General features: G+C 69.9%; 21 protein-coding genes and 2 pseudogenes. 12 read left to right on the top strand and 11 right to left on the bottom strand.

What is annotated here, in order from left to right; genetic code table 11:
* The 7 genes and pseudogenes from FM051_RS40515 (at window position 1) to FM051_RS52370 (ending at window position 4,432) form a co-directional block, all read left to right on the top strand.
* Window positions 1-369: a DUF1048 domain-containing protein gene (locus tag FM051_RS40515; protein WP_202919262.1), complete on the top strand. Its 369-nt coding sequence runs from the start codon at window positions 1-3 to the stop codon at window positions 367-369.
* Window positions 366-1,136: an ABC transporter ATP-binding protein gene (locus FM051_RS40510; RefSeq protein WP_158852428.1), complete on the top strand. Its 771-nt coding sequence runs from the start codon at window positions 366-368 to the stop codon at window positions 1,134-1,136. The genes FM051_RS40515 and FM051_RS40510 overlap by 4 nt, the downstream gene beginning before the upstream one ends.
* Before the next feature lie 9 nt (window positions 1,137-1,145).
* Window positions 1,146-1,907, top strand: coding sequence for an ABC transporter permease (locus tag FM051_RS40505; RefSeq protein ID WP_158852462.1), 762 nt, complete (start codon window positions 1,146-1,148; stop codon window positions 1,905-1,907).
* A 107-nt stretch (window positions 1,908-2,014) separates the two neighbouring features.
* Window positions 2,015-2,422: pseudogene (locus tag FM051_RS52380) on the top strand (serine hydrolase domain-containing protein); the annotation flags it as partial.
* A 16-nt stretch (window positions 2,423-2,438) separates the two neighbouring features.
* Window positions 2,439-3,245: a serine hydrolase domain-containing protein gene (locus FM051_RS40500; protein WP_238412997.1), complete on the top strand. Its 807-nt coding sequence runs from the start codon at window positions 2,439-2,441 to the stop codon at window positions 3,243-3,245.
* Window positions 3,148-3,435 (top strand): annotated as a pseudogene (locus FM051_RS54160) (hypothetical protein); the annotation flags it as partial. The gene FM051_RS40500 and the pseudogene FM051_RS54160, both read left to right, overlap by 98 nt.
* Window positions 3,436-3,919: 484 nt before the next feature.
* The gene (locus FM051_RS52370; RefSeq protein ID WP_238412995.1) at window positions 3,920-4,432 is read left to right on the top strand and encodes a hypothetical protein; all 513 of its coding nucleotides are present in this window, start codon (window positions 3,920-3,922) and stop codon (window positions 4,430-4,432) included.
* On the opposite strand, the gene FM051_RS40485 is transcribed toward FM051_RS52370, so the two are convergent.
* The 3 genes from FM051_RS40485 to FM051_RS40475 all read right to left on the bottom strand — a co-directional run bounded on the left by FM051_RS40485 (window position 4,321) and on the right by FM051_RS40475 (window position 7,146).
* On the bottom strand, window positions 4,321-5,130 hold the full coding sequence (locus FM051_RS40485; RefSeq protein ID WP_158852427.1) for a phosphotransferase family protein: 810 nt from the start codon (window positions 5,128-5,130) through the stop codon (window positions 4,321-4,323). The two genes, FM051_RS52370 and FM051_RS40485, sit on opposite strands and share 112 nt — an antisense overlap.
* Before the next feature lie 374 nt (window positions 5,131-5,504).
* On the bottom strand, window positions 5,505-6,365 hold the full coding sequence (locus tag FM051_RS40480) for an alpha/beta fold hydrolase (protein ID WP_158852426.1): 861 nt from the start codon (window positions 6,363-6,365) through the stop codon (window positions 5,505-5,507).
* 262 nt (window positions 6,366-6,627) lie between these two features.
* A complete protein-coding gene (locus tag FM051_RS40475) occupies window positions 6,628-7,146 on the bottom strand; it encodes an AAA family ATPase (protein WP_158852425.1) in 519 nt (172 codons plus the stop codon).
* A gap of 158 nt (window positions 7,147-7,304) precedes the next feature.
* Here FM051_RS40475 and FM051_RS40470 point away from each other — a divergent pair, with 158 nt between their 5' ends.
* The 3 genes from FM051_RS40470 (at window position 7,305) to FM051_RS40460 (ending at window position 9,768) form a co-directional block, all read left to right on the top strand.
* Entirely contained in the window at window positions 7,305-8,162 is an 858-nt protein-coding gene (locus FM051_RS40470; RefSeq protein ID WP_158852424.1) for an alpha/beta fold hydrolase, read from the top strand.
* The gene (locus FM051_RS40465; protein WP_158852423.1) at window positions 8,159-8,806 is read left to right on the top strand and encodes an LLM class flavin-dependent oxidoreductase; all 648 of its coding nucleotides are present in this window, start codon (window positions 8,159-8,161) and stop codon (window positions 8,804-8,806) included. Before FM051_RS40470 ends, FM051_RS40465 begins: the two co-directional genes overlap by 4 nt.
* Window positions 8,807-8,871: 65 nt before the next feature.
* The gene (locus tag FM051_RS40460) at window positions 8,872-9,768 is read left to right on the top strand and encodes a class I SAM-dependent methyltransferase (protein WP_158852461.1); all 897 of its coding nucleotides are present in this window, start codon (window positions 8,872-8,874) and stop codon (window positions 9,766-9,768) included.
* A gap of 223 nt (window positions 9,769-9,991) precedes the next feature.
* Here FM051_RS40460 and FM051_RS40455 read toward each other — a convergent pair whose 3' ends face one another.
* Window positions 9,992-11,077 carry an exonuclease domain-containing protein gene (locus FM051_RS40455; RefSeq protein ID WP_158852422.1) on the bottom strand — a complete coding sequence of 362 codons (1,086 nt, stop codon included), beginning with the start codon at window positions 11,075-11,077 and terminating at the stop codon, window positions 9,992-9,994.
* A gap of 149 nt (window positions 11,078-11,226) precedes the next feature.
* Here FM051_RS40455 and FM051_RS40450 point away from each other — a divergent pair, with 149 nt between their 5' ends.
* A complete protein-coding gene (locus FM051_RS40450; RefSeq protein ID WP_158852421.1) occupies window positions 11,227-12,189 on the top strand; it encodes a threonine ammonia-lyase in 963 nt (320 codons plus the stop codon).
* Window positions 12,190-12,246: 57 nt separating this feature from the next.
* Window positions 12,247-12,501 carry a type 2 periplasmic-binding domain-containing protein gene (locus FM051_RS40445; RefSeq protein ID WP_158852420.1) on the top strand — a complete coding sequence of 85 codons (255 nt, stop codon included), beginning with the start codon at window positions 12,247-12,249 and terminating at the stop codon, window positions 12,499-12,501.
* Window positions 12,502-12,545: 44 nt separating this feature from the next.
* On the opposite strand, the gene FM051_RS40440 is transcribed toward FM051_RS40445, so the two are convergent.
* The 7 genes from FM051_RS40440 to FM051_RS40410 form a co-directional block, all read right to left on the bottom strand.
* Window positions 12,546-15,386, bottom strand: coding sequence for a S8 family serine peptidase (locus tag FM051_RS40440; RefSeq protein ID WP_158852419.1), 2,841 nt, complete (start codon window positions 15,384-15,386; stop codon window positions 12,546-12,548).
* Window positions 15,387-15,421: 35 nt separating this feature from the next.
* A complete protein-coding gene (locus FM051_RS40435) occupies window positions 15,422-15,847 on the bottom strand; it encodes a hypothetical protein (protein ID WP_158852418.1) in 426 nt (141 codons plus the stop codon).
* Between the two features lie 171 nt (window positions 15,848-16,018).
* Window positions 16,019-17,482, bottom strand: a complete 1,464-nt coding sequence (locus tag FM051_RS40430) for an alpha/beta hydrolase (protein ID WP_238412994.1) — start codon at window positions 17,480-17,482, stop codon at window positions 16,019-16,021.
* The gene (locus FM051_RS40425) at window positions 17,479-17,898 is read right to left on the bottom strand and encodes an SCP2 sterol-binding domain-containing protein (protein WP_158852416.1); all 420 of its coding nucleotides are present in this window, start codon (window positions 17,896-17,898) and stop codon (window positions 17,479-17,481) included. The genes FM051_RS40430 and FM051_RS40425 overlap by 4 nt, the downstream gene beginning before the upstream one ends.
* Window positions 17,899-17,907: 9 nt before the next feature.
* Window positions 17,908-18,729, bottom strand: coding sequence for an alpha/beta fold hydrolase (locus FM051_RS40420; RefSeq protein ID WP_158852415.1), 822 nt, complete (start codon window positions 18,727-18,729; stop codon window positions 17,908-17,910).
* Entirely contained in the window at window positions 18,726-20,201 is a 1,476-nt protein-coding gene (locus FM051_RS40415) for an MmgE/PrpD family protein (protein ID WP_158852414.1), read from the bottom strand. The genes FM051_RS40420 and FM051_RS40415 overlap by 4 nt, the downstream gene beginning before the upstream one ends.
* Before the next feature lie 11 nt (window positions 20,202-20,212).
* Window positions 20,213-20,877: acyl carrier protein (locus FM051_RS40410; protein WP_238412993.1), on the bottom strand; the 665-nt coding region annotated here is incomplete at its 5' end.

Raw genomic sequence — 20,877 nt, 5'->3', positions numbered from 1 at the left:
ATGAACATCGCAGATCTGGCGTCGAAGGTCATCGGCGACAAGCGGCGCTGGCGGGCGTACAAGGCGCGCACGCGGCAACTTCCCGCGGACTACCGCGCGGCGGTCGACGCGCTGGAACGGTACCTGATGTTCTTCGGGGCGTCGGACGGCGACAGCGCGGCTTCGATGTTCGAGGACCTGGCCGACCTGTTCGAACGGGCCGCGGCGGACGGAACGCCCATCCGCGAGATCGTCGGCGAGGACCCGGTGGAGTTCGTCGAGGCGTTTCTCCAGAACTACACGAAGGGCGGATGGGTCACCCGGGAGCGGGACCGGCTGACCAACGCCATCAAGCGCGCCGAACAGGAATCCGAGGAGGGCAACTCATGACGACCCGAACGGCAGCCGGACCCGCGATCCGCGTGCAGGGCTTGGAGAAGTCGTACAAGACGCTGCAGGTGTTACGCGGCGTGGACTTCGAGGTGGCGCGGGGCAGCATTTTCGCCCTGCTCGGCTCGAACGGCGCCGGCAAGACCACGGCGGTGAAGATCCTGTCCACGCTGCTCAAGGCGGACGCGGGAACCGTCACCGTCAACGGCTTCGACGTCGCCACACAGGGCGGGGACGTCCGCGAGTCCATCAGCCTCACCGGACAGTTCGCCGCCGTCGACGAAATCCTCAGCGGGCGGGAGAACCTCGTGCTGGTCGCCCGGCTGAGGCACCTCAAGAACCCGGGAAGGATCGCGGACGACCTGCTCGACCGTTTCTCGCTGACCGACGCGGCCGCGCGGAAGGTGTCGACGTATTCGGGTGGCATGCGCCGCCGCCTCGACATCGCGATGAGCCTCGTCGGGAATCCGCCGGTCATCTTCCTCGACGAGCCGACGACCGGCCTCGATCCCCAGGGGCGCATCGAGGTGTGGCAGGCCGTCAAGGAACTCGCCGACCAGGGCACGACGGTGCTGCTCACGACGCAGTACCTGGACGAAGCCGAACAACTCGCCGACCGGATCGCGATCCTCCACGAGGGTCGGATCATCGTGAACGGCACCCTCGCCGAGCTGAAGAAACTGCTCCCGCCCGCCGAGGTCGAGTACGTCGAGAAGCAGCCGACACTGGAAGACGTCTTCCTCGCGCTCGTCGGCGACAAGAGGTAGGCAACGATGATGGCCAAGCACTTCTTCGGCGACACCAACGTCCTGTTGGGACGATCACTGCGCCACATCGCCCGCAGCCCCGACACCATCATCACCACCGCGATCATGCCGATCGCCATGATGCTGATGTTCGTATACGTCTTCGGCGGCGCGATCGACACCGGCTCGGACTCGTACGTGCAGTACATGCTGCCCGGCATCCTGCTCATCACCGTCGCCTCCGGCATCTCCTACACCGCGTTTCGACTCTTCCTCGACATGAAGGGCGGCATCTTCGAGCGGTTCCAGTCCATGCCGATCGCACGGTCGTCCGTGCTGTGGGCGCACGTGCTCACATCGCTGGTCGCCAACCTGATCTCACTCGTGGTCGTCCTGCTCGTGGCGCTGCTCATGGGCTTCCGCACGAACGCGGGAGTGGCCGAGTGGCTCGCGGTCGCGGGCATCCTGTTCCTGTTCACCCTGGCGCTGACCTGGCTCGCCGTCATCCCCGGCCTCACCGCGAAGTCCGTCGACGGCGCGAGCGCGTTCTCCTACCCGCTCATCTTCCTGCCGTTCCTCAGCTCGGCCTTCGTGCCCACCAACACCATGCCCGGCCCGGTGCGCGCCTTCGCCGAACACCAGCCGGTCACGTCCATCGTCAACACCATCCGCGGCTTGTTCACCCAACAGCCGATCGGCACCGACATCTGGATCGCCCTCGCCTGGTGCGTCGGCATCCTCATCGTCGCCTACATCTTCGCCACGATCACTTACCGCCGCAGGATCTCCTAGCCTGCCGCGGCCCAAGGGCGGTCAACGACGTCCACGTCGAACGCCGCTCGCTGCCGACCCGCGGGTTTCGATTCCCTGAGTTCCCGATCTCCGGAAAGGATCACAGCATGGCAAGCACGACAAGCCCGGGTGTCGAGGACGGCTGGGGCAAGGTCGCCGACGTGTTCCGGGCGAACTTCGAGGGCAACCCCGGCGAGGTCGGCGCGGCGTGCAGCGTCTACGTGGACGGCCGTCCCGTCGTCGACCTGTGGGACGGCCTCGCCGATCGCGAGGCCAACCGACCCTGGACCGAGGACACCGTCGTCCAGGTCGCGTCCACGACGAAAGGCGCAACCGCGATCTGCGCCCACCTGCTGGCACAGCGCGGTCAGCTGGATCTCGACGCCCCGGTCGTCCAGTACTGGCCGGAGTTCGGCGCAGGAGGCAAGGACCGCATCCCGGTGCGCTGGCTGCTGTCCCACCAGGCGGGTCTGCCGATCGTCGACGGACCGCTGACGTTCGAGCAGGCGTGCGCCTGGGACCCGGTCATCCGTGCGCTCGAAGCGCAGAAGCCCGCTGTGGCAGCCGGGCACCGAGCACGTCTACCACGCCGTCACGTACGGGTTCCTGGTCGGGGAGGTCGTGCGTCGGATCACCGGCAAGTCACTCGGCACGTTCTTCGCCGAGGAGGTGGCTGCCCCGCTCGGACTGAGCGCCTGGATCGGATTGCCCGAGCAACAAGAGCCGCGGGTGGCCCGGTTCGAGGACGCCGCTCCGTTCACCCTGGAGGAGCTGCTCGCCGGGATGATCGCGACGACCGGGCTCGACGCGGACACGGTCACCGCGTGGGTCGAATCCATGTGGAGTCCCGACGCGGTCCAAATGCGCGCGGGTGTGCTCGGCGGCGCCATGGATCCCACGTCCGGATACTTCCGGACGCGTGCCTGGCGCGCGGCGGAGTTCCCGGCCGCGAACATGGTCTCGGACGCGCGATCACTGGCCCGGATGTATGCCGCCACGGTGAGCGACGTCGACGGCGTGCGGCTGCTCGACCCGGCGACGGTCGAGACGATGACAGCCGTCCAGACCGACAAGACCCGGATGTACGGGCTGCCGCCGGGGCTGGACATCCCGGCCGAACGCTCCTTCAACATGTCGCTCGGGTTCTGGCGAGCCGGCCCACCGATGCCGATGGTCGGGCCGGGGTCGTTCGGCCACCCGGGCTCCGGCGGATCGATCGGCTTCGGCGATCCCGACGCCGGTGTCGGCTTCGGCTACGTCACCAACCTCTGGAACTACCGACCCGACGACCCGCGGGCAGCGAACCTGGCCGAAGCCGTCCGATCCTGCCTCGGATGACGGGAAGACTCCCGTAGCGGAACTCCAGGAGACACGGCAAGAGCCGGCACATCGTCACCCCATTCCCGGCACCGTGACGGGCGTCACCGAGGACGGACAGGTTGAGATCGGGGCTGTCGGCATCGCGAGCCCGAACAGCGGCGTCGACATGACACCGGACAAGCTGTTCCCGACCGGCTCGATCACCAAGGTATGGGCCACGACGCTTTCCACGTCCTCGGCCAGGATAAACCCTGCGGATCTCGATGCGCTGGCGAAGTGCCGGATGCCAAGCCGGGCAAGCAGAATCGGTCGACGAAGCCGTCGACGACAAGTCGGCTTCGAACGTGCAGAGCCAAGGCCGAGCGCTCCGCTATCGACCAACCCGGCAGCCTCTACAGCCGACACCGACGCCGAACGCAGGATCTTGCACACCTACGCCGACCGCTACCTCCGACTCGGCCCGACATCCCGGCACTGCTGCCCCAGGCGTACCTGCATGTGCTGCTTGACCTGCAACCAGCCGTCGAACAACTACGACGACTACCTCCTGAAGACCTACCTCCAGCCGGCGGCCACCGGTTACCTCAAGGGCCTGTCGGACGCGGACCGCGCCGCCTACCTGGCCGCGAACCCCCGGGATCACGTGGTCCGGCAACCGGGCGGTCTTCGACTGGGCGGGTTTCCTCCGGCACGTGGGCGCGCGGAAGAAGAACGTGCCGTCGTTCGACGCCTTCGACCTCTCCACCGGCGAGAACAACCTGTGCGGCCTCGGCGCCACCAAGGCCCGGCACTTCACGCTGTACAGCCCACGTCACGCGACCGGCGACAACCGGGCACGGCTCGACCCCGACCTGCGCGGCAAGCTCGACCTGATGAACCCGATGCACTTCACCGAGCAACGCAACCCCGGCCGGGCGAGGCACTGGTGGATCCGCGTCGGCACCAAGGACACCGACACCTCCCTCACCGCGGTCGGCAACCTCGCCGCCGGCCTGGAGAACCTGGGCGACAACGTCAACACCGCCCGGATGCCATCGAGTCATCGCGTTGCTGACCGGGGACGCGTCGGCAAAGTTGACCAGCGCCGACTTCGTCAAGGAGATATCCGCGTCCTGGCTACTTGTTCCAACAGGCGGGGTGTGCGGGCGGGGTTACCGTGCTGGTGCTCCCAGTTGGCTGCTGCGAGCCGGCGCAGCAGCACGTAAAACGGAATCAGCTCGTCGAAAGCGGCCGCTTCCGCCCTCGTCGGCGCGTATCCCTCCAGCACCTCGGGCAGCAGGTCCTCGTCGGCGACTGCGAGCACCGCCAGATCCATCGCGGGGTCGCCGGCGCTGACGTCTTCCAGGTCGATCAGGCCGGCGATCCGGCCATCGCGCACCACGAAGTGGTCGGGGCGGCCGTCCAACAGCGTCAGCGTGCCGCGGCCGGTCATCAGCGGCTGGAGGCGTCGGCACCAGGCCCGGATCTCGTCGCACCGCTGCGCCGGCACACCGGCGAAGTCCGCCAGCCAAGCCAGGATCCAGGTGGTCCAGTCCGTCATCCACTCACCGATCGTGTCCGGTCTGCTCTCGGGCTCGGCGTGAACCCGACGCAGCAGCCGGCCCGCCTCGCGCCGCACCGATGGCGGGCCGGCCATCGACAGTGGCTCTCCCTCGATCCACCGCAGCACCAGATGGGACGGGGCGTCATCGCGACTGGCGTGGACTTCCGACACCGGCAGGCCCGCCGCGCCGAGCCGGGCGATCGCCGCCCGTTCCCGCACGAACGCGTCCGGCCGCTCGTCGACCTTCACCGCGAAGCCGCCGACCCTGGCGACCAGCCGGCCGGGGCGATCGACGTGGATCGTGACCGGCCCGGTCGGCAGACCGTGGCCGGCCACGACGGCGTCCGGGGCGACGAGCACACGGCCGATTCTGGGTGAACGATCGAGCCGACTCCAGCGAATTTCGCCGCCCGCCCGCCGCGAGCAGAACGGTGCCGGGCATCGCCACGCTGATCAACGCCAACGCGGTGGCGCCGGAACCGCTCAACGGGAACGCTCATCGGCATGAGCGCACGTTCGTGACCGCCCGCTGAGCGGCATGAGCGTAGTGCGCCGCGATGAGTTTCCGATCTGCCGCATGGCAACCCGTTGGACAGGTGCGTGCGTGTCGGGTGCGGCGGTGGAAGGTTTGGCCTCGATGCTGTGTCAGGGTTGAAGCCTTGGCGCATGACGAACGACAGCACTTCTGCGGGTCAGTCCGCCGGTCGCAGTGACGATCTCGCAACGCTCGGCGGTCACGCACTCGGCGGGATGGTCGGCAGGTCGAGCATCGCTGCGGCGACTTGGTCGGCTGCGGCGTCGGGAAGCGCTGTGGCCATGTCGTCCAGGACGAGCAACCGCGCGCCGGGGATCTGGGCGGCGAGCGCTTCGCCGTTGCCGACTGGGAAGAACAGGTTCGCGCGGCCGTGCACGACAAGCGTCGGTACGGCCAGATCGCCGAGCCTCTCGCGCCACCGCGGCGCGCAGTCGAGTCGGGCGAACACCATCCCGAGCTGGTTCGCCTCGTGCGCTGAAGGGGCGCTCGACGGTGTGCGGTCCCACATCCGCGCCGCGGTCGTGCGCGCTTGCTCCGGGTCGTCGCCGAGCAGCGCCGCCCGGTCGGCGGCGTACGCGGCGACCGCGGCCCGGTCGCTCCAATCAGGCATCGGGAGGGAGAACAGTGCGCCCATCGCCTCCGCGTCGTGATCGGGCAGATCGTCATCGACCGGGCCCGGCGCGACCGGGCGCGTCCCGATCAGGGTCAGCGCCGAGAACACACCCGGGTGGTCGAGTGCGGCGACCTGCGCGACCATGCCGCCGACGCCGATGCCGCCGAGGTGGGCGGTGGTGGCGCCGAGCGCGTCGACGAGCGCCGCCGCGTCGGCGGCGAGATCGCGGAGCGTGTAGCCGGGTGCCTCCGGATCGACGGTCGTGGAGCCCCCGCAGTCGCGCAGGTCGTAACGGACCACTCGACGTCCGCCGGCCGCGAGCCGCTCGCACAGCGCGTCCGGCCAGGAGAGCATCGTGGTGCCGCCGGCCAGCAGCACGAGGGGATCGGCATCGCGACCGAAGATCTCCACACCGAGTTCGACGCCGTTGGCCCGTACCGGAAGCATGCGTCACCGTAGCAAGGGCTGACCTGATCCGAACCGACCTGATCGGATCGGGTCCGGTGGAAACGCCGGGCACGACGACTGAAACCGGCAACCGGCATCCCGGTCACGTCCGACAGTTGCTACACGCTCATATCGGCTACTTCAGACTGGCGGTACGGCCGGTGCCAGGCCAGGCTCGGTCGAGGTGTCCGGCGGGACGCTCACTTTTCGGCTGTTCGTTCTTTGTTGCCACCTGCGCCTGTTTTCGCGTGGCGGGCGGACCTCAACTCTTGACGGCCTCTGCGATCTGCAGGGCGGCCTGGGTGGGCGTGAGGTGCGTGGTGTCGACGACCTCGGCCTCGCCGTGTAGCCACGTGCGGGCCGCCTCGGCGTAGGGCTCAAGGTATTTGAGACGGAATGGGGAGGGGATGGGATGGTCCCCCTCGATGCGCCCGCGGAGGGTGTCTTGGTCAGCGTGGAGGACGAAGTGCCGTACCGGAATGGCATGTCGGGCGAGGCCCGTGCTGATCTCGCGCCAGTACTGCTCGACCAGGACGGTCATGGGCATCACCAGAGTGCCGCCGGTGTAGTCGAGTACGCGGCGGGCGGTCTCGACCACGAGCTGCCGCCACGGCGGCCAGTGCTGGAAGTTGTCCGTCCCGGGCAGCCCCGGCGTGATGTCCATGAGTGTCTCGCCGACCTTCTCGGCGTTGAACACCCGTGAATCGGGGATCAGCTGCTGCACGGGTGCACTGGTCGTCGTCTTGCCTGCGCCGTGGGTGCCGTTGAGCCATACGATCATGGAACCCAAGCTACCGCTGTGCGGACCGCGGGAACGGGCACAGCAGAAATCCGGTCCGGCTTCGGCATTTCTCAGGGTGGCGTCAACCACCGAGATCAGGTGTCACCTATCACGAAAGGTCGCACGACAAGTGCGGCTGCCCTACTAGCGTGGCGTTCATGACCGATCACCTTTCGAACGGCGAGAAGCTCGTCGAGATCCGCGATGTCGAGCTGTGCGTCGAGACCTTCGGAAACCCCCGGAACCCGGCCGTCCTGCTCATCGATGGTGCGGCCGCCTCGATGCTGTGGTGGGAAGCCGAGCTGTGCGAACGGATCGCGCGCGGCGACCGGTTCGTGATCCGCTACGACAACCGGGACACCGGCAGATCCACCAGCTACCCGCCGGGGCGGCCGGGCTACACGTTCACCGACCTGGCCGGGGACGCGCTCGGCATCCTGGACGCCCTGAACGTCGAACGCGCGCACGTCGTGTGCCGGTCCATGTCCGGCGGAATCGGGCTCATCCTCGGGGTGGACCACCCCGACCGGGTCGCGTCGCTGACGTTCGTCTCCACCTCCACGGGCGAGGACGGCCTCCCACCGTCGTCGGACGAGCTCACCGGCAACACCCCCGCCGACCCGGACCCCGCCGATCCCGCCGCGGTGGTGGACTTCGTCGTCGCATCGGCGAAGGCGTGCTCGGGCGGCTCGCCGTACTTCGACCAAGCCGCCACGCGTGCGCTGGTCGAGCGGGACGTGGCCCGCACCCGCACCATCGCGTCCACCCTCGCCAACCACTACGCGATGACCTTCGACGGGCCGTCCCGCGGCTTTGGCGACATCACGGCGCCGACCCTGGTGGTGCACGGGGACCACGACCCGCTTTTCCCCCTCCCCCACGGGCAGGCACTGCGCGACGCGATTCCCGGCGCGAAGCTGCTGATCCTGGAAGGCGCGGGGCACGACCTGCCGAGGCCGCTGTGGGACGTGTTCGTACCGGCTCTGATCCAGCACACCGGAGGTGGCCGACCATGACCCGGTTGCGTTCGGCGCTCTGGCTGCCGATCTTCGACGATCTCGCCGAACCGGCGGTGGTCGCACGGCTGGCCGCCGAGGCGGAGGAGGCCGGCTGGCACGGCGTGTTCGTGTGGGACCACCTGCGCTGGCGGGCGCCGGTCCGGCAGGTGGCCGACCCGTGGATCACGCTGACCGCGATCGCCACCGCCACCGAACGCCTTCGGTTCGGCCCCATGGTCACACCCCTTGCCCGCCGCCGGCCACCCAAGGTCGCCAGGGAGACCGCGACGCTGGACCGGCTCAGCGGTGGCCGCCTCACCCTCGGCGTCGGTCCCCGACCGGTTCAGCGGCCCGGTGTGCCGGTGTGGGCCGCGGGACTTCCCGGCAACGTCAAACCGCTGCGCCGCGCCGCCCGGCACGACGGCTTCTTCCCGGTCAACCTCGAACGCCCCGACCAGCTCGCCGACATCGTCACCACCATCACCGATCTCCGCCGGCCGAAGACGACCCCGTACGACATCGCCGTCGCCCTCCCACCCAGCGCCGATCCGGCGCCCTACGCCAAGGCGGGCGCCACCTGGTGGCTGGCGGAGTTCCCGCCGGAAACAGTGTCGCTGGACCAGGTGCGAGGCGTACTCCGCGACGGCCCGATAGAGCCTTGAGACATCGACATCCACAAGACCGACAAACATGTTGAAATCGGTATCGAGAGGATCCGGTGACGGTGATGTCCGACCAGCAGGGTGCCCAGACGCGGCCGAACTCCGAGCCGACCGCGGGTGAGCACGGAACCAGGCACACCGACCTGTTCGACTACGACGCAGAGTTGCGCCTGCACAACGAACTCTTCCGCGCCGCTGCCCGCGTCGGCTCCCGTGACCGTGTGCTCGACATCGGCTGTGGCACGGGCCAGTCCACACGCGAGGCCGCCCGCGCCGCCGTCGCCGGAAGCGCGGTAGGCGTGGACCTCTCCGCACGAATGCTCGAACGGGCCCGTCAGCTCAGCGAAGACCAGGGACTGCCCAACATCACCTACCAGCAGGCGGACGCCCAGGTTCACCGCTTCCCACCGGCGCATTTCGACCTCTGTATCAGCAGGTTCGGAGCGATGTTCTTCGCCGATCCGGTCGCCGCGTTCACCAATATCGGGCGCGCCCTGCGCCCCGCAGCGCGCCTGGTGCTACTGGTCTGGCAAGACCGCGACCGCAATGAATGGGCCTCCGCGATCCGCCGGACCCTCACCGCCGCAACAGCCACACCCACCGGCGGTGCGGACCCGTTCTCACTCGCCGACCCGACCGTCACGGAAGGCATCCTGGCGGCGGCCGGCTTCACGGAAGTCAGCTTCACCGACGTGCACGAGCCCGTCTACTACGGCCCGGACAGCGCCACCGCCTTCGATGCCGTGCTCCGCCTATGGGAATTCAAAGACCTGCTTGCCAACCTCGACGCCGCGACGGCCGAGCAAGCACGCACCCGGCTACGCGCCACCCTCGACGCCCACAACACCGACGACGGCGTGTACTTCGACTCGCGTGCCTGGCTCATCACCGCCCGCCGTCACCGACCACCGCACCCCATCTGTCCCAACCATCCATCCGGCGCCAATGAACGCCTGCCCTAACCGACCGCACAACAGCCCGCTCATCGGCATTGAGGCGATCTCATCAAGATCATGTTGGTGAGGGACCGCGAAGCTCGATTTGCGAAGATCAAGTCCGATGGCAAGGGCTCCCCTTGATCACCTGTCGTGCCTGTGACGCCTTGAGTGTGAACCATGCCGTCACGGCAACCTCCGATACGACACGCGTGCGGGCGGTCGATGTCGAACGACATCGCGAAAGTGATCAATTCCGACCGTGTTCGGCGTCGTAGAGGCGTTGCAGCTCGGCGGCACGCTGCTCGTCGCAGGTGAGGCCCGGCAGTTCGGGATCGCACCGCAGCCGCAGCAGCCGTGACCGGATCGCTCCCGGAGTGCGCCCGTAGCGAGCAGCGATCTCCTTGCGGCGCGTCTCGGCGACCTCCCGCGGATCGGCGGCCAACCACTCGTCACGCAGTGCCGCGTCCTGGTCCGGTGTCCAGGAGGCGTGCGAGTTCGCCACGCCACCGGGCCGAGGCGGCAAGCGACGGCGGGTGTTCTCCACTTGAGCCGTCGCGTCGGGCAACAACGGCCAGGAGCGGGCACGCGTCCGAACATCCGCCGCGCGGGCACCGAGCCGCTCGGCACCGACGCGATCGCCGCGGGCCGCCGAGCCCGCGGCGCGTCGCTCGAGCTTGTCGGCGTAAGCGAACTCGCTGTCGCGGTACCAGCGGGCCTGGTGGCTGTGCAGGACGTGCGGAGCGACCCGTCCCACGGCGTCGGGGTACACCCTGGCCAACCGCCAGGCCAAACGCGCTGTGGCGATCGCGTCACCCGAGCTGGTGTGGGCGTCGTCGAGCCGCACCTGGTAGTGATCGCACACCGCGGCCAGCGTGCGCTTGCCCTCTCGCCGGGGATCGAGCTGCCGGTCGATGCACAGCGGATCGACCACGGGACCGCTGAGCGGCAAACGGCGACCGTGATGCCGCTGGAGTTCGGCGTCGAGCATCGTCAGGTCGAACGCGGCGTTGAACGCGCACAGCGGCGTCGTCGGCGTCCACACCTCGGTGAGCACAGCGGCCACGTCGTGGATCACCTCAGCCGCGGGACGGCCCTCGAGACGGGCCACCTCGGTGGTGATGCCGTGGATGGCGGTGGCGTCGGCGGGGATCTCGACTCCGGGATCGGCCAACCAGGTACGGGTGTCGACCTCCGGTCGCGTTCCGGGTCGGCCTGGCGTGATGGCAATGATGGCGGCGGTCACCATCCGGTCCCGGCGTGGGTTGACGTCCGTCGTCTCCAAGTCCAACGCGACGATGGGTCCGTCAGCCCACGACCGCAAAGCTTCGATCATGCGCCCACCGTAGTAGCCGGCCGACAAATGTTGCTCTACGCACAACCCGTCGCCCGCATCGTCAAACTCACCTCGGACGACCTGCACGTCACACCGAGCGCGGTGGCATGGTCCACCGGCTTCGCAAGTCGGGTGTCTATGGTCTCGGAGTGCTCAAGACGCGGCTTGATCTTGATCGGATTCACGCGGCCCGCCACGTGATCGACCCCATGTTCCTGAACACTCCGATGTACCGGTGTGACGCACTGGGAAGCCGGCTCGGCTGCACGGTGAGCATCAAACTGGAAACGGCGAATCCGGTCCGCAGCTTCAAGGCCCGTGGTACCGAGCTCGTGGCGAGCCTGCTGACCGAGCAGGGCCGCACTGCCGTGGTGTGCGCCAGCGCGGGCAACCTCGGCCAGGCGCTCGCTTGGTCAGGCCGCCGCCGTGGCCTCGACGTGACGGTAGTGGCATCGCGGCGGGCACCTGTCGCCAAGCTGGATCGGATCCGCGCGCTGGGTGCGGAGTTGCAACTGGTGGACGGCGACATCGAAATGGCCCGCGAACGGGCGGCGAGCACCGCGCAACAGCGCGGCATTCGGTTGGTCGAGGACAGTCTGGACGTCGAGACCTGTGAGGGCGCCGCGACGATCGGTCTGGAGTTGGCGGACGAGGGGTCCACGTTCGACGCCGTGCTGATCGCCCTGGGCGGCGGCGCGATGGCCACCGGCGTGGGCCACGTCCTGAAAACCCTGGCACCCGGAGTCGAAGTGATCTGTGTGCAGCCCACAGGTGCACCGGCGATGACCCGCTCCTGGCACGAGCGCCGCGTCGTCACCACCGAATCGACCGACACCATCGCCGACGGCGTCGCAGGCCGGTTCCCCATCCCGGAAGTCCTGGACGACCTGCTCACCGTGGCCGACGACGCCGTCCTCGTCCACGAGTCGTCGATCATCGCGGGTATGCGGATGCTCCTGGAGCACACGGGCCTGATCGTCGAGCCATCAGCCGCCCTCGGCGTCGCCGCCGTCCTGGAAGACCGTGACCGTTTCGCCGGCCGCCACGTCGTCACCGTCATCTGCGGCAGCAACGTCGACCTGGATGCCTATCACCGTTGGGTTCATCGGTGATCCGCGCCGACGCACTCTCCTGCCGCCGAGCGAGCGCTGTACAGCCGGCGCGTCGACGTGGTCTTCTCCGACGACATCGCCCTCACGGGCTACGTGGCGGAGCGACCGGGCATGTACGACACAGTCCGGTTCTCGGCGGCGAGCATCAACAGGTACGGCATCGGCCTGGCACTCGACGACAAACCACTGCGCGACCGGATCAACGGCATCCTGACCGAAGCGCCGGCCGACCGCACCTGGGGGCAGATCTACGACCGCACGCTCGGGGTCACCCCGATGACGCCCGTCATCCCCACGGTGGAGCCGTACTGACGCGGGTGCCGGGAGGGACCGCCGTCCCTCCCGGCACGCACGCCCTAGCTCGTGATCTTGTAAGCGCGGATCACCGTGTGCTCGAAGGTGTTGCCGTCGCTGTCGGAACCTGAAGCGCGCAGCGAGGCGTAACCGGCCGAGTTCGGGTGCCGCACCAGCGCGGCACCGCCCGCGACGGGCACCCGCCGCCAGGTCTTGCCGTCGTCGAACGACACGTCGACCCGGATCCGGCTCACCTCGCCGTTGTCCGCGCCGTCCTGCTGCTCCACGGTCAGCGGCACGCTCAGCACCCGACCGGCGGGCGCGCCACCGGCGGCGTCGAGCTGCGGGGTGAACCGCACCACCGACAACGGCAGCCGGCGGCCGTGACCGTCGGGCAGGGTGTCCGTGCGGAACGTCCACGCCCCGCTGACCCGCGTGGTCAGCTCGTTGGCCGTCGCGTCCCGGACGACGTCGTGCTCGACCCGGTAGTCGGCCTCACCCGGCGGCACGGTGAACTCGCCCCACTGGTCACGGATCTGGCCGACCAGCCGCCCGTCGCGGTACACCGAGGTGCGCGCCGACTCGTGGCCGCCCCGGCCCAGGTTGCCGTCGCGGTCGTTGATCAGCGGCACCTGCGCGGTCACCCGGTCCTCGTGGATGCCCAGGTAGGTGGCCGAGTAGCCGGCCAGACCGGGGCCGAGCACCGGGTACAGGAACCGCTCCGCGTAGCTCCCGCCCAACGCGTACCTGCGGTTGAACGAGGAGTAGTCGGCCTCGGTCCGGTACTGCGGTGACAGCCGCTGGTAGGCCCAGCCCCAGGTGAGCTGGTCGGGCGTGATCAGGTCGACCACCGCGCCGCCCGCGGGCACCGGCAGCATCACCGACCAGCCGCCCGAGCCGTCCGGCGGGCTGGCGTTGCCGCTGTGCAGGTGCTGCCGGTCGGCCGGACCGGGGGCGAACGTGGTGCGCACCTCGACCAGCTCGTCCCGCGTGGGCGCGCGGGTGAACCCGGTGGGCACCGCGCCCGGCACGACCCAGCGGAACCGGTGGTGCGTCGGTGTCCCGTCGAGGGGCGGGCTCTGGAACTGGGCGCCGATCGAGACGTTCAGGTCCTGCGGGGGCAGGGTCGGGCCGGAGTGGCCGAGCGACATGTCCACGAAGCCGGACAGGAACGCGGTGTTGAGCACGACGCGCCGGCCGTTGAGCACCCTGGAGACGTTGATGTCGCCGATCATCGGGGTCGCGGTGGGATCGGGCGCGGTGACGCGGAGCGGTTGGGCCACGCGGGCGTCGAAGGTGAACCGGGTGTGGTCGGCGTCCACGGTCATGGTCGGGCGGGCGAGCACGGCGGCCTGTGCGCCCGTGCGGACGACCGAGCGGGCCATGTACTCGCCCTTGGGCACGCGTGCGGTGGCGATGCCGTCGGGGCCCCAGAGGGTCGTGTAGACGTCGTTGTCCATGCCGACGAGCGCGGTCGTGTGGTCCAACGCGGGGTCGCCCTCGGCGTCGAGGTGCTCGACCGCGATCTCGTAGCTCTCGACCTCGCGGGCGAGGCTGACCGGGGTGCGCGTGGGTCCGCCGATCACGGCGCCGGAGTAGACGCCGTCGAGCGTGCCGACCCTGGTGTCCGCGGTGACGACCACGGCGGTCGTGCCGCCGGCGGGCACGGTGACGTGCGCGGGGGTGACGGTGAGCAGGCCCTCGGGTGCGGCTCGGCCGTCCGGTCCGCGCAGGTCGGCGGTGAGGTCGAAGGTGACGGGTTCCGGGCCGCTGTTGCGGTAGGTGACCGTCTTGGCGACCGGGGTGTCGTCGTCGTGCGGCCAGCGCTGTTCCTCGAACGTGAGGCTCACCGGCTCGGCGGCGACGGTGGCGGTGATCGCGCGGGTCAGGTCCACCCGGCCGGTGCCCTGGTCGAACACGCCCAGGTTCGGGTTGGGCTTGGCCGACGCCATGAGGGCGGCCTTGAGCTGGGCGCCGGTCCAGTCGGGGTGCTGCTGGGCGAGCAGGGCCGCCGCGCCCGCGACGTGCGGGGTGGCCATCGACGTGCCGGACAGGGCGAGGTGCCGCCGGCCGACGGGGGTGCCGATGGTGGCCTTGGCCGCCTTGGCGGCGACGATGTTCAGGCCGGGCGCGGTGATGTCCGGCTTCACCGCGCCGTCACCGTTGCGCGGGCCGCGGCTGGAGAAGTGGGCGAGGTCGTCGTCGTACCGGACCGCGCCGACGGTGAGCGCGGCGTCGGCGCTGCCCGGCGAGTCGATCGACTCGGACCGCCCGCCGTTGCCCGCCGCGACCACGAACAGGGTGCCGGTCTTCGCGGTCAGGTTGTTGATCGCCTCCTCCAGCGGGTCGACGCCGGGTGAGTCGTAGCCGCCGAGGCTGAGGTTGACGATGTCCGCGCCCTCGTCCACGGCCCACTGCACGCCGGCCAGGATCCAGGACTCGGGGCAGCCACCGTTCATGCAGACCTTGCCGTCGAGGATGCGGGCGTCGGGCGCCACGCCCCGGTACGTCCGGTTGCCGCTGGCGATGGTGGCCGCGACGTGCGTGCCGTGGCCGTCCGTGTCGGTGTTGTCCGGGTCCTCGGTGAAGTTGCGCTCGGCGACCTCCTTGCCCGCGAGGTCGGGGTGCGCGCCGTCCACGCCGCCGTCGAGCACGGCGACCTTGACGCCCTTGCCGGTGTACCCCGCCTGCCAGGCGGTGGGTGCGCCGATCTGGGTGGTGGAGCGGTCGAGGGTGGGGCGGAGCAGGCCGTCGAGCCAGATCCTGGTCACGCCGGGGTCGGCGAGCAGGTCACGGAACGCGGTGCCGGCGTCGGCCTTGGGTGCTCGGGTGGCCACCGCGCCGGGGAGGGTGCGGGCCGATCGCAGGCCGCTGGTGGGTGTGCCGGTGATGATGAGCGGCACGTGGTCGGTGCGGGCGTCGTCGTAGCCGGCTTCGATCAGACCGGTGATGTCGAACAGCCTCGGGTCGAGCCGGCCCGCGGCGATGGCCTTGACCGCGTCCTCGGGTCGGTGCGGGCGTCGTCGTAGCCGGCTTCGATCAGACCGGTGATGTCGAACAGCCTCGGGTCGAGCCGGCCCGCGGCGATGGCCTTGACCGCGTCCTCGGGGACGACGTGCAGCCGACCGGCCCGGTGGGTCGAGTGGAAGGTGACCCTCTCGCGGCCGGGACCGGGGTGGAACGCGCCGACCGCCTCGCCGGTCACCACGACCCGGTCGCCGGTGATCAGCGTGACGGTGCGTGGCTGCGGTCGGTTCGTGGGCGCCGGTTCCGCACCGGCCGTCCCGGTGGCCGGCACGGCCAGGAGCCCGACCGCCAGCACGACGGCTCCCAGGGCTTTACCGCGCTTTCGTGGTCTGAACACAGGTCCTCCCGAACTCGGTGGTGCGCTGTGGATCGCGCGGCCGGGAGGCACCGCAGACCCGCGGTGGCGGTGGACCGGAAGTGACGACGCCCCCGACGACCTCGACGCTATCCACCCCGGGAGGGTGAGGTCAGCGTCTCTTGAGGGGTGTTCGGTCGTCCGTGTGGAGGATCAGCAGGTGGTGTCGCGCGCGGGCGCGGTGCCGAGCAGGTGGGCGTCGGCGGCGGTCCGCGTGCAGTCGTTGGCGTGGTAGACGCCGTGGCCGGGGCCGTCGAAGGTGACCAGGTGCGAGCCCTCGGCCTGCCGGTGCACGTTCCGCGCCCACGCGTACGGCGTGGCCACGTCGTAGCGGCTGGTCAGCAGGAGGAGCGGTGGTGCGTGGTCGACGTCGAGGCGGTGCGGCGGGTTGGTCGGGTGGTCGGTGAAGCCGACGCAGGTGGCGGCCTCCTGGTGACCGATGAACGTGCCGCGCAGCGTGGGGGCCGCGCGGAGTTCGGCTTCCCGCAATGCCCGGTACTCGCCGAAGTCCCGGAACCGCAAGGCGAAGTCCTGGCACACCACGGCGTAGCGGAGCGAGTTGTAGTTGTACTCGAACGACATCCGCGCGCCGCCGACGTCCGCGATGAGCGACGCCAGGCTCTCCCACGCCCCGCCGCGGATCTCGTGGAACGCCGACAGGATCAGGTTCTCCCGCCCCCACCCGATCTCGTCCGCTGCCTTCAGTGCCTTCTCCCACGCCGCGTAGACGTCCTGCCCGTGCAGCGCGCACGTGGTGTTGTCCGCGCACCACGCGACGAACACGCCGAACGCCTCCTCCACCGCCCGTGCCCGGTCCAGCACGAACCGGCGCTTGTCGACGCTGTGGTCGATCACCCCGTCCAACACCATGGACCGCACCCGTGACCCGAACATCTCCGCGTACTGCTGGCCCAACAACGTGCCGTAGGAGATGCCGTAGAAGCTGATCCGCCTCTCCCCCAACGCTTTCCGCACCGCGTCCATGTCCCGAGCGGACCGCTTGGTGTCCACGTGATCGAACACGGGATTGTCGGCCCGACAGTCCTCACGCACCGCCCGGTTGTGCCGCGCCAACGCCTCGAACGCCGCCTCGTCCTGCGGATCGTCACCAGGATTCAGCGCCATCAACTCAGCCGAACACCGAATCGCCGAACTGCCGTTGGTCCCCAACTGATCAAATCCCACAACATCAAACCGCGCCCGCACTTCCGCACTCAGATACGGCGCACGCGCGAACTCCGCCCCGGACCCACCCGGCCCACCCGCGTCAACGAACACCACCCCGATCCGCCGCGCGGGATCGGTGGCCCGAACCCGGGACACCGCCAACTCCACCCACGGCCCACCCGGATCCGCCCAATCCAACGGCACCCCCACCGTCCCGCACTCGGCCGTCGGCTGATCAGGGCAAGGCACCCACCCGATCCCCGCCGCATCGGCCTCGGGTGCGGCGACCAGCAGACTCCCGAACAGTGCAGCAACGACCAATGTCCGCAAGGCGTCCCCCAACCGTGAACGGAGACGTGCAGTCTCGCCGGCCCAACACACCCACCGCAACCCTGTGCCTGCCGAGAACCTCGTCCGTGCGTCGCGGAAGCTCTGTCCGTCCACGGTCATTGCTTCTGCAGCAACGCTTCATGGCCGTTGGTGACCAGGTACTCGCGGTACTCCGCGAACGCGGGCTGGAACGCCGGCAGCATGCCGATCAGCTTCATCAGCGGCCCGGAGAACTTGACCCGCCGGCCGGCCATCGCCTTGGTCACGTTCAGCCGGCCGAGCCAGAACTGGTGGCTGTCGTCGGCGGACATGGTCAGTTCGATGTCCGCCTGTTCCGCCGCCGCGGCGTCGCCGACCTTGACCACCGGTGGGTCCTGGGTGCAGTCCATGAACACAATCGAGTCCGGATCGGTGTTGTGCACCTTGAAACTGGCTTTGATCGACAGGAACTTCTTCTTCAGGTGGCCCTGGCTCACCTGCTCGAGGAACGGGACGAAGAGTGCGTACAGCTCTTCGGCGGAGGCGAAGACAGCCATGGTTCTCCTTCAGTTCCAGTGGTTCCGGAGGGCGGTGACGAACTCGTCGGCCCGGTCGTCGACGAAGAACAGCCGCCCACCGGGGATCGGCACCACGTCCGTGGCGCCGGGTATGAGGTCTTTCAGCCAGGACGCCCAGCGCGGTGCGAAGAGCGGATCGCCGGTGCCCCAGATGAGCGCGACGGGGATCCGGCATTCGCGCAACGCGGGGTTGATCCGCGCCAGCCGGCGGGAGTCCATGGAGGACAGGAGTTCGCGCATGAACCGTCTTCCGGACGGGGAGCCCAGCACGGGGCCGACGAAGCTGCTGATGATCTCCGGCGGTGCCGGGTGCTGGTAGCCGATCCGGTACGCCTGGCGGACGACGCGCGGCGCCTTTACCAGCGGACGCAGCAGGCTGAGCAGGCCCAGCCGGGCCAGGTGCACGGCAGGCCGGAACAACGGCGGCGGGAAGTTCCCCTCGGTGTCGCAGTTCGTCAGGACCAGCGAGGCGAACCGGCCGGGGTCCGCCGCGTACACCAGTTGGCAGACGGCACCGCCGGTGTCGTTGCCGACGAGGTGCACGTCGGTGAGTTCCAGCGCGGTGAGCACGGTCCGCACCGCCGAGGCCAGCCCGTCGACCGAAGCGTCCGCGACCGGCGGCGTGTGGCCGTGGCCGGGCAGGTCGATCGCGATGCACCGCCGGTGACCCGCCAGCCGGCGCAGGCAGTTGCGCCACAGCAGGGCGTTGGTGAACACCCCGTGCACGAACACGGTGACCGGTCCCTCGCCGACGTCGAGGTAGCTGATCTCTCCCACCGACCGCCGGTGCGCGGCGAACTCGTCCGTCATGCCAGGGCCTTCCGCACGGCCGTCGCCGCGGCGCCCGCGTCGAGCTCGTCGAGCCGGTACAGGTCGACCAGCGCGTCGGCGTGACCGCCGCTCGCCGTGAACTTCGCGGCGACGAGCTCCTGGTGGGTGTCCCGAGTGGGCGGTCCGGCCATCCCGGTGGCCTGGCCGAGCTCCTCGACCAGGGTAGTGCCGTCGCGCAGCTCGACCTCCACCCTGGCACCGATGGCCATGGTGGCGTCGGCGAACGACTCGGACGGCGGCCCGAGCTCCGCGAGCAGCTCTTGTGCCTCGTCACCGAACGCGGCGATGGCGGGCACCTGCATGGCGCGCGGGCCGGCCTGCCGCAGTGCCTCACCGAGCGGCACGGTCGCGGCGACCATCCGCCGGGTCAGGTTCTTGTCGTGCCGCACCTCGACCTTGTCCGCGAGGGCCCAGCGGACGGGGTCCCGCAGGCCGTCGCCCGCCAGGTCGGCGGTGGTCAGCGAACCCGTGAGCAGGATCGTGGCGATCCCGTAGCCGACGGAGAAGGTCAGCGCCGCGGTGGCCGTGTCCGCCTCGGCCAGGAACGGCGCGGCCTTGTGCTGCAGGAGGAACGTCAGGATCGATCCGTCGACCCGGACGACCGCCACGTCGTCCGGGTCGATCGCGCCCGCCCCGGCGGCGATGCGTTCGGCGCACTCGAACGCGGCCTGGAGGTACGCGCTGGCCGGATACCGCTTGAACGACAACGTGTCGGTGTGCCAGCGGCGACCGAGGCCGGCGACGACCGCGTCGGGCATCGGCACGTCGGACAGCGCGGCCAGCACGCCGTCCGGTCCCTCCAGCACGTCGTGCGGCCCGGCGAGCCCGGCCACCGCGGCGTCGCAGGCGTCCAGCGCCATGCGCACCGGGGTGGCCGCGACCAGCACCTTGGCGTCGCTGTTCAGGAACGCGTGCTCCACCGGGGTCGGGAGGATGCCGAAGGCGAGGCCCACGGCGTCCTCCCAGATCGCGGTCTTGTGCTCCTGGGCGTGCAGCCGCGCCACGGCCGCGCCGAGCAGGTGGGTGTACGTCGCGCTCTGGCCGCGGAAGAACGAGCCGAGCAGCATGCCCGCCTGGAACCGGGTGGCGCACTCGTTGGCCGCGACCACCGCGGTGATCAGCTGCCTGCCGTCCAGCTGTTCCTGCCCGGCATAGGCCAGCGCGACGTTCACGCAGGACGCCGACGGGTGCCCGGAGTACGCGACCTCGTCGTACTCCAGGCACATGGACAGCGCGGCGAGCACGTGCGCGGTCTGCCGGGCATCCCCCTCGAACGGGGTGCCGAACGCGGCGACGATCTTGCCGCCCAGCGGGTGTGCGGCCGACGCCCGCACCGCGGCCAGGTTGGAGATGATCTGACTGCGGGCGAGCGCCGCGGTGTGCGCGGGGATGTCGTCGTAGCGCAGTCCAGCGGCCCAGGACACGAGCTGGTGAATCAACTGACTGCCCACGGTGGGTCCTCTCACTGGTTCATCGCGAAGTCGATGAGCTCGTCCACGTCGAGCTCGGCGATGTCCTTGCCGTTGTCCGGCTCGGCGACCGGCGCCTGCTCCACGGTGGGGGCGAGCCGCAGCGCGATGTCGACCATCCCGGACGCGCGCAGCGCCTCGATCGGGATCCGCTCCAGCAGCTTGCGGACGTAGGACTCGGAGTACTCCGCGCTCGTGCCGTTCGACTCCCCGACCCCGGACAGGTTCTGCCGGACGTATCCGGCCAGCGCGAGCGGTGTCGGGTGGTCGAACACGGTGGTGGCGGGCAGGTTCAGCCCGGTGCCCGCCTGCAGCCGGTTGCGGAACTCCACGCCGGACAGCGAGTCGAACCCCAGTGCCTTGAACGTCTCGTCCGGGGTGATCGCGCCACTGCTGTCGTGCCCGAGCACCACCGCGGCCTGCGTCCGGACGAACTCCAGCACGATCCGATCCTGCTCGGCCGGGGATCGCCCGGTCAGCTGCGCGGCCAGCTTCGACTCCTGCCCGGCCGGCACGTCGTCCACGACGCGGCGAGCCCGCACCAGGCGGCGCAAGACGTCCGGCACCACACCGGACTTCGCGATCGCCGCCGTGTCCAACCGCGCCGCGACCACCACGGGTTGACCACTGGCCACCGCGGAGTCGAACAACGCCAGGC

Origin of the sequence: Saccharothrix deserti, from assembly GCF_009769385.1 — a bacterium.
GTDB lineage: Bacteria > Actinomycetota > Actinomycetes > Mycobacteriales > Pseudonocardiaceae > Actinosynnema > Actinosynnema deserti.
Note: the sequence above shows the minus strand (reverse complement) of the source record. Positions and strands in the feature narration are given on the sequence as shown.

Bases quoted from the DNA above. Each gene is read 5' to 3' on its own strand.
- FM051_RS40455 (WP_158852422.1), bottom strand. From the start codon at position 11,077: ATGATCGAAGCTTTGCGGTCGTGGGCTGACGGACCCATCGTCGCGTTG.
- FM051_RS40420 (WP_158852415.1), bottom strand. From the start codon at position 18,729: ATGACGGACGAGTTCGCCGCGCACCGGCGGTCGGTGGGAGAGATCAGC.
- FM051_RS40515 (WP_202919262.1), top strand. From the start codon at position 1: ATGAACATCGCAGATCTGGCGTCGAAGGTCATCGGCGACAAGCGGCGC.
- FM051_RS40465 (WP_158852423.1), top strand. From the start codon at position 8,159: ATGACCCGGTTGCGTTCGGCGCTCTGGCTGCCGATCTTCGACGATCTC.
- FM051_RS40475 (WP_158852425.1), bottom strand. From the start codon at position 7,146: ATGATCGTATGGCTCAACGGCACCCACGGCGCAGGCAAGACGACGACC.
- FM051_RS40505 (WP_158852462.1), top strand. From the start codon at position 1,146: ATGGCCAAGCACTTCTTCGGCGACACCAACGTCCTGTTGGGACGATCA.
- FM051_RS40480 (WP_158852426.1), bottom strand. From the start codon at position 6,365: ATGCTTCCGGTACGGGCCAACGGCGTCGAACTCGGTGTGGAGATCTTC.
- FM051_RS40470 (WP_158852424.1), top strand. From the start codon at position 7,305: ATGACCGATCACCTTTCGAACGGCGAGAAGCTCGTCGAGATCCGCGAT.
- FM051_RS40460 (WP_158852461.1), top strand. From the start codon at position 8,872: ATGTCCGACCAGCAGGGTGCCCAGACGCGGCCGAACTCCGAGCCGACC.
- FM051_RS40510 (WP_158852428.1), top strand. From the start codon at position 366: ATGACGACCCGAACGGCAGCCGGACCCGCGATCCGCGTGCAGGGCTTG.
- FM051_RS40425 (WP_158852416.1), bottom strand. From the start codon at position 17,898: ATGGCTGTCTTCGCCTCCGCCGAAGAGCTGTACGCACTCTTCGTCCCG.
- FM051_RS40430 (WP_238412994.1), bottom strand. From the start codon at position 17,482: ATGACCGTGGACGGACAGAGCTTCCGCGACGCACGGACGAGGTTCTCG.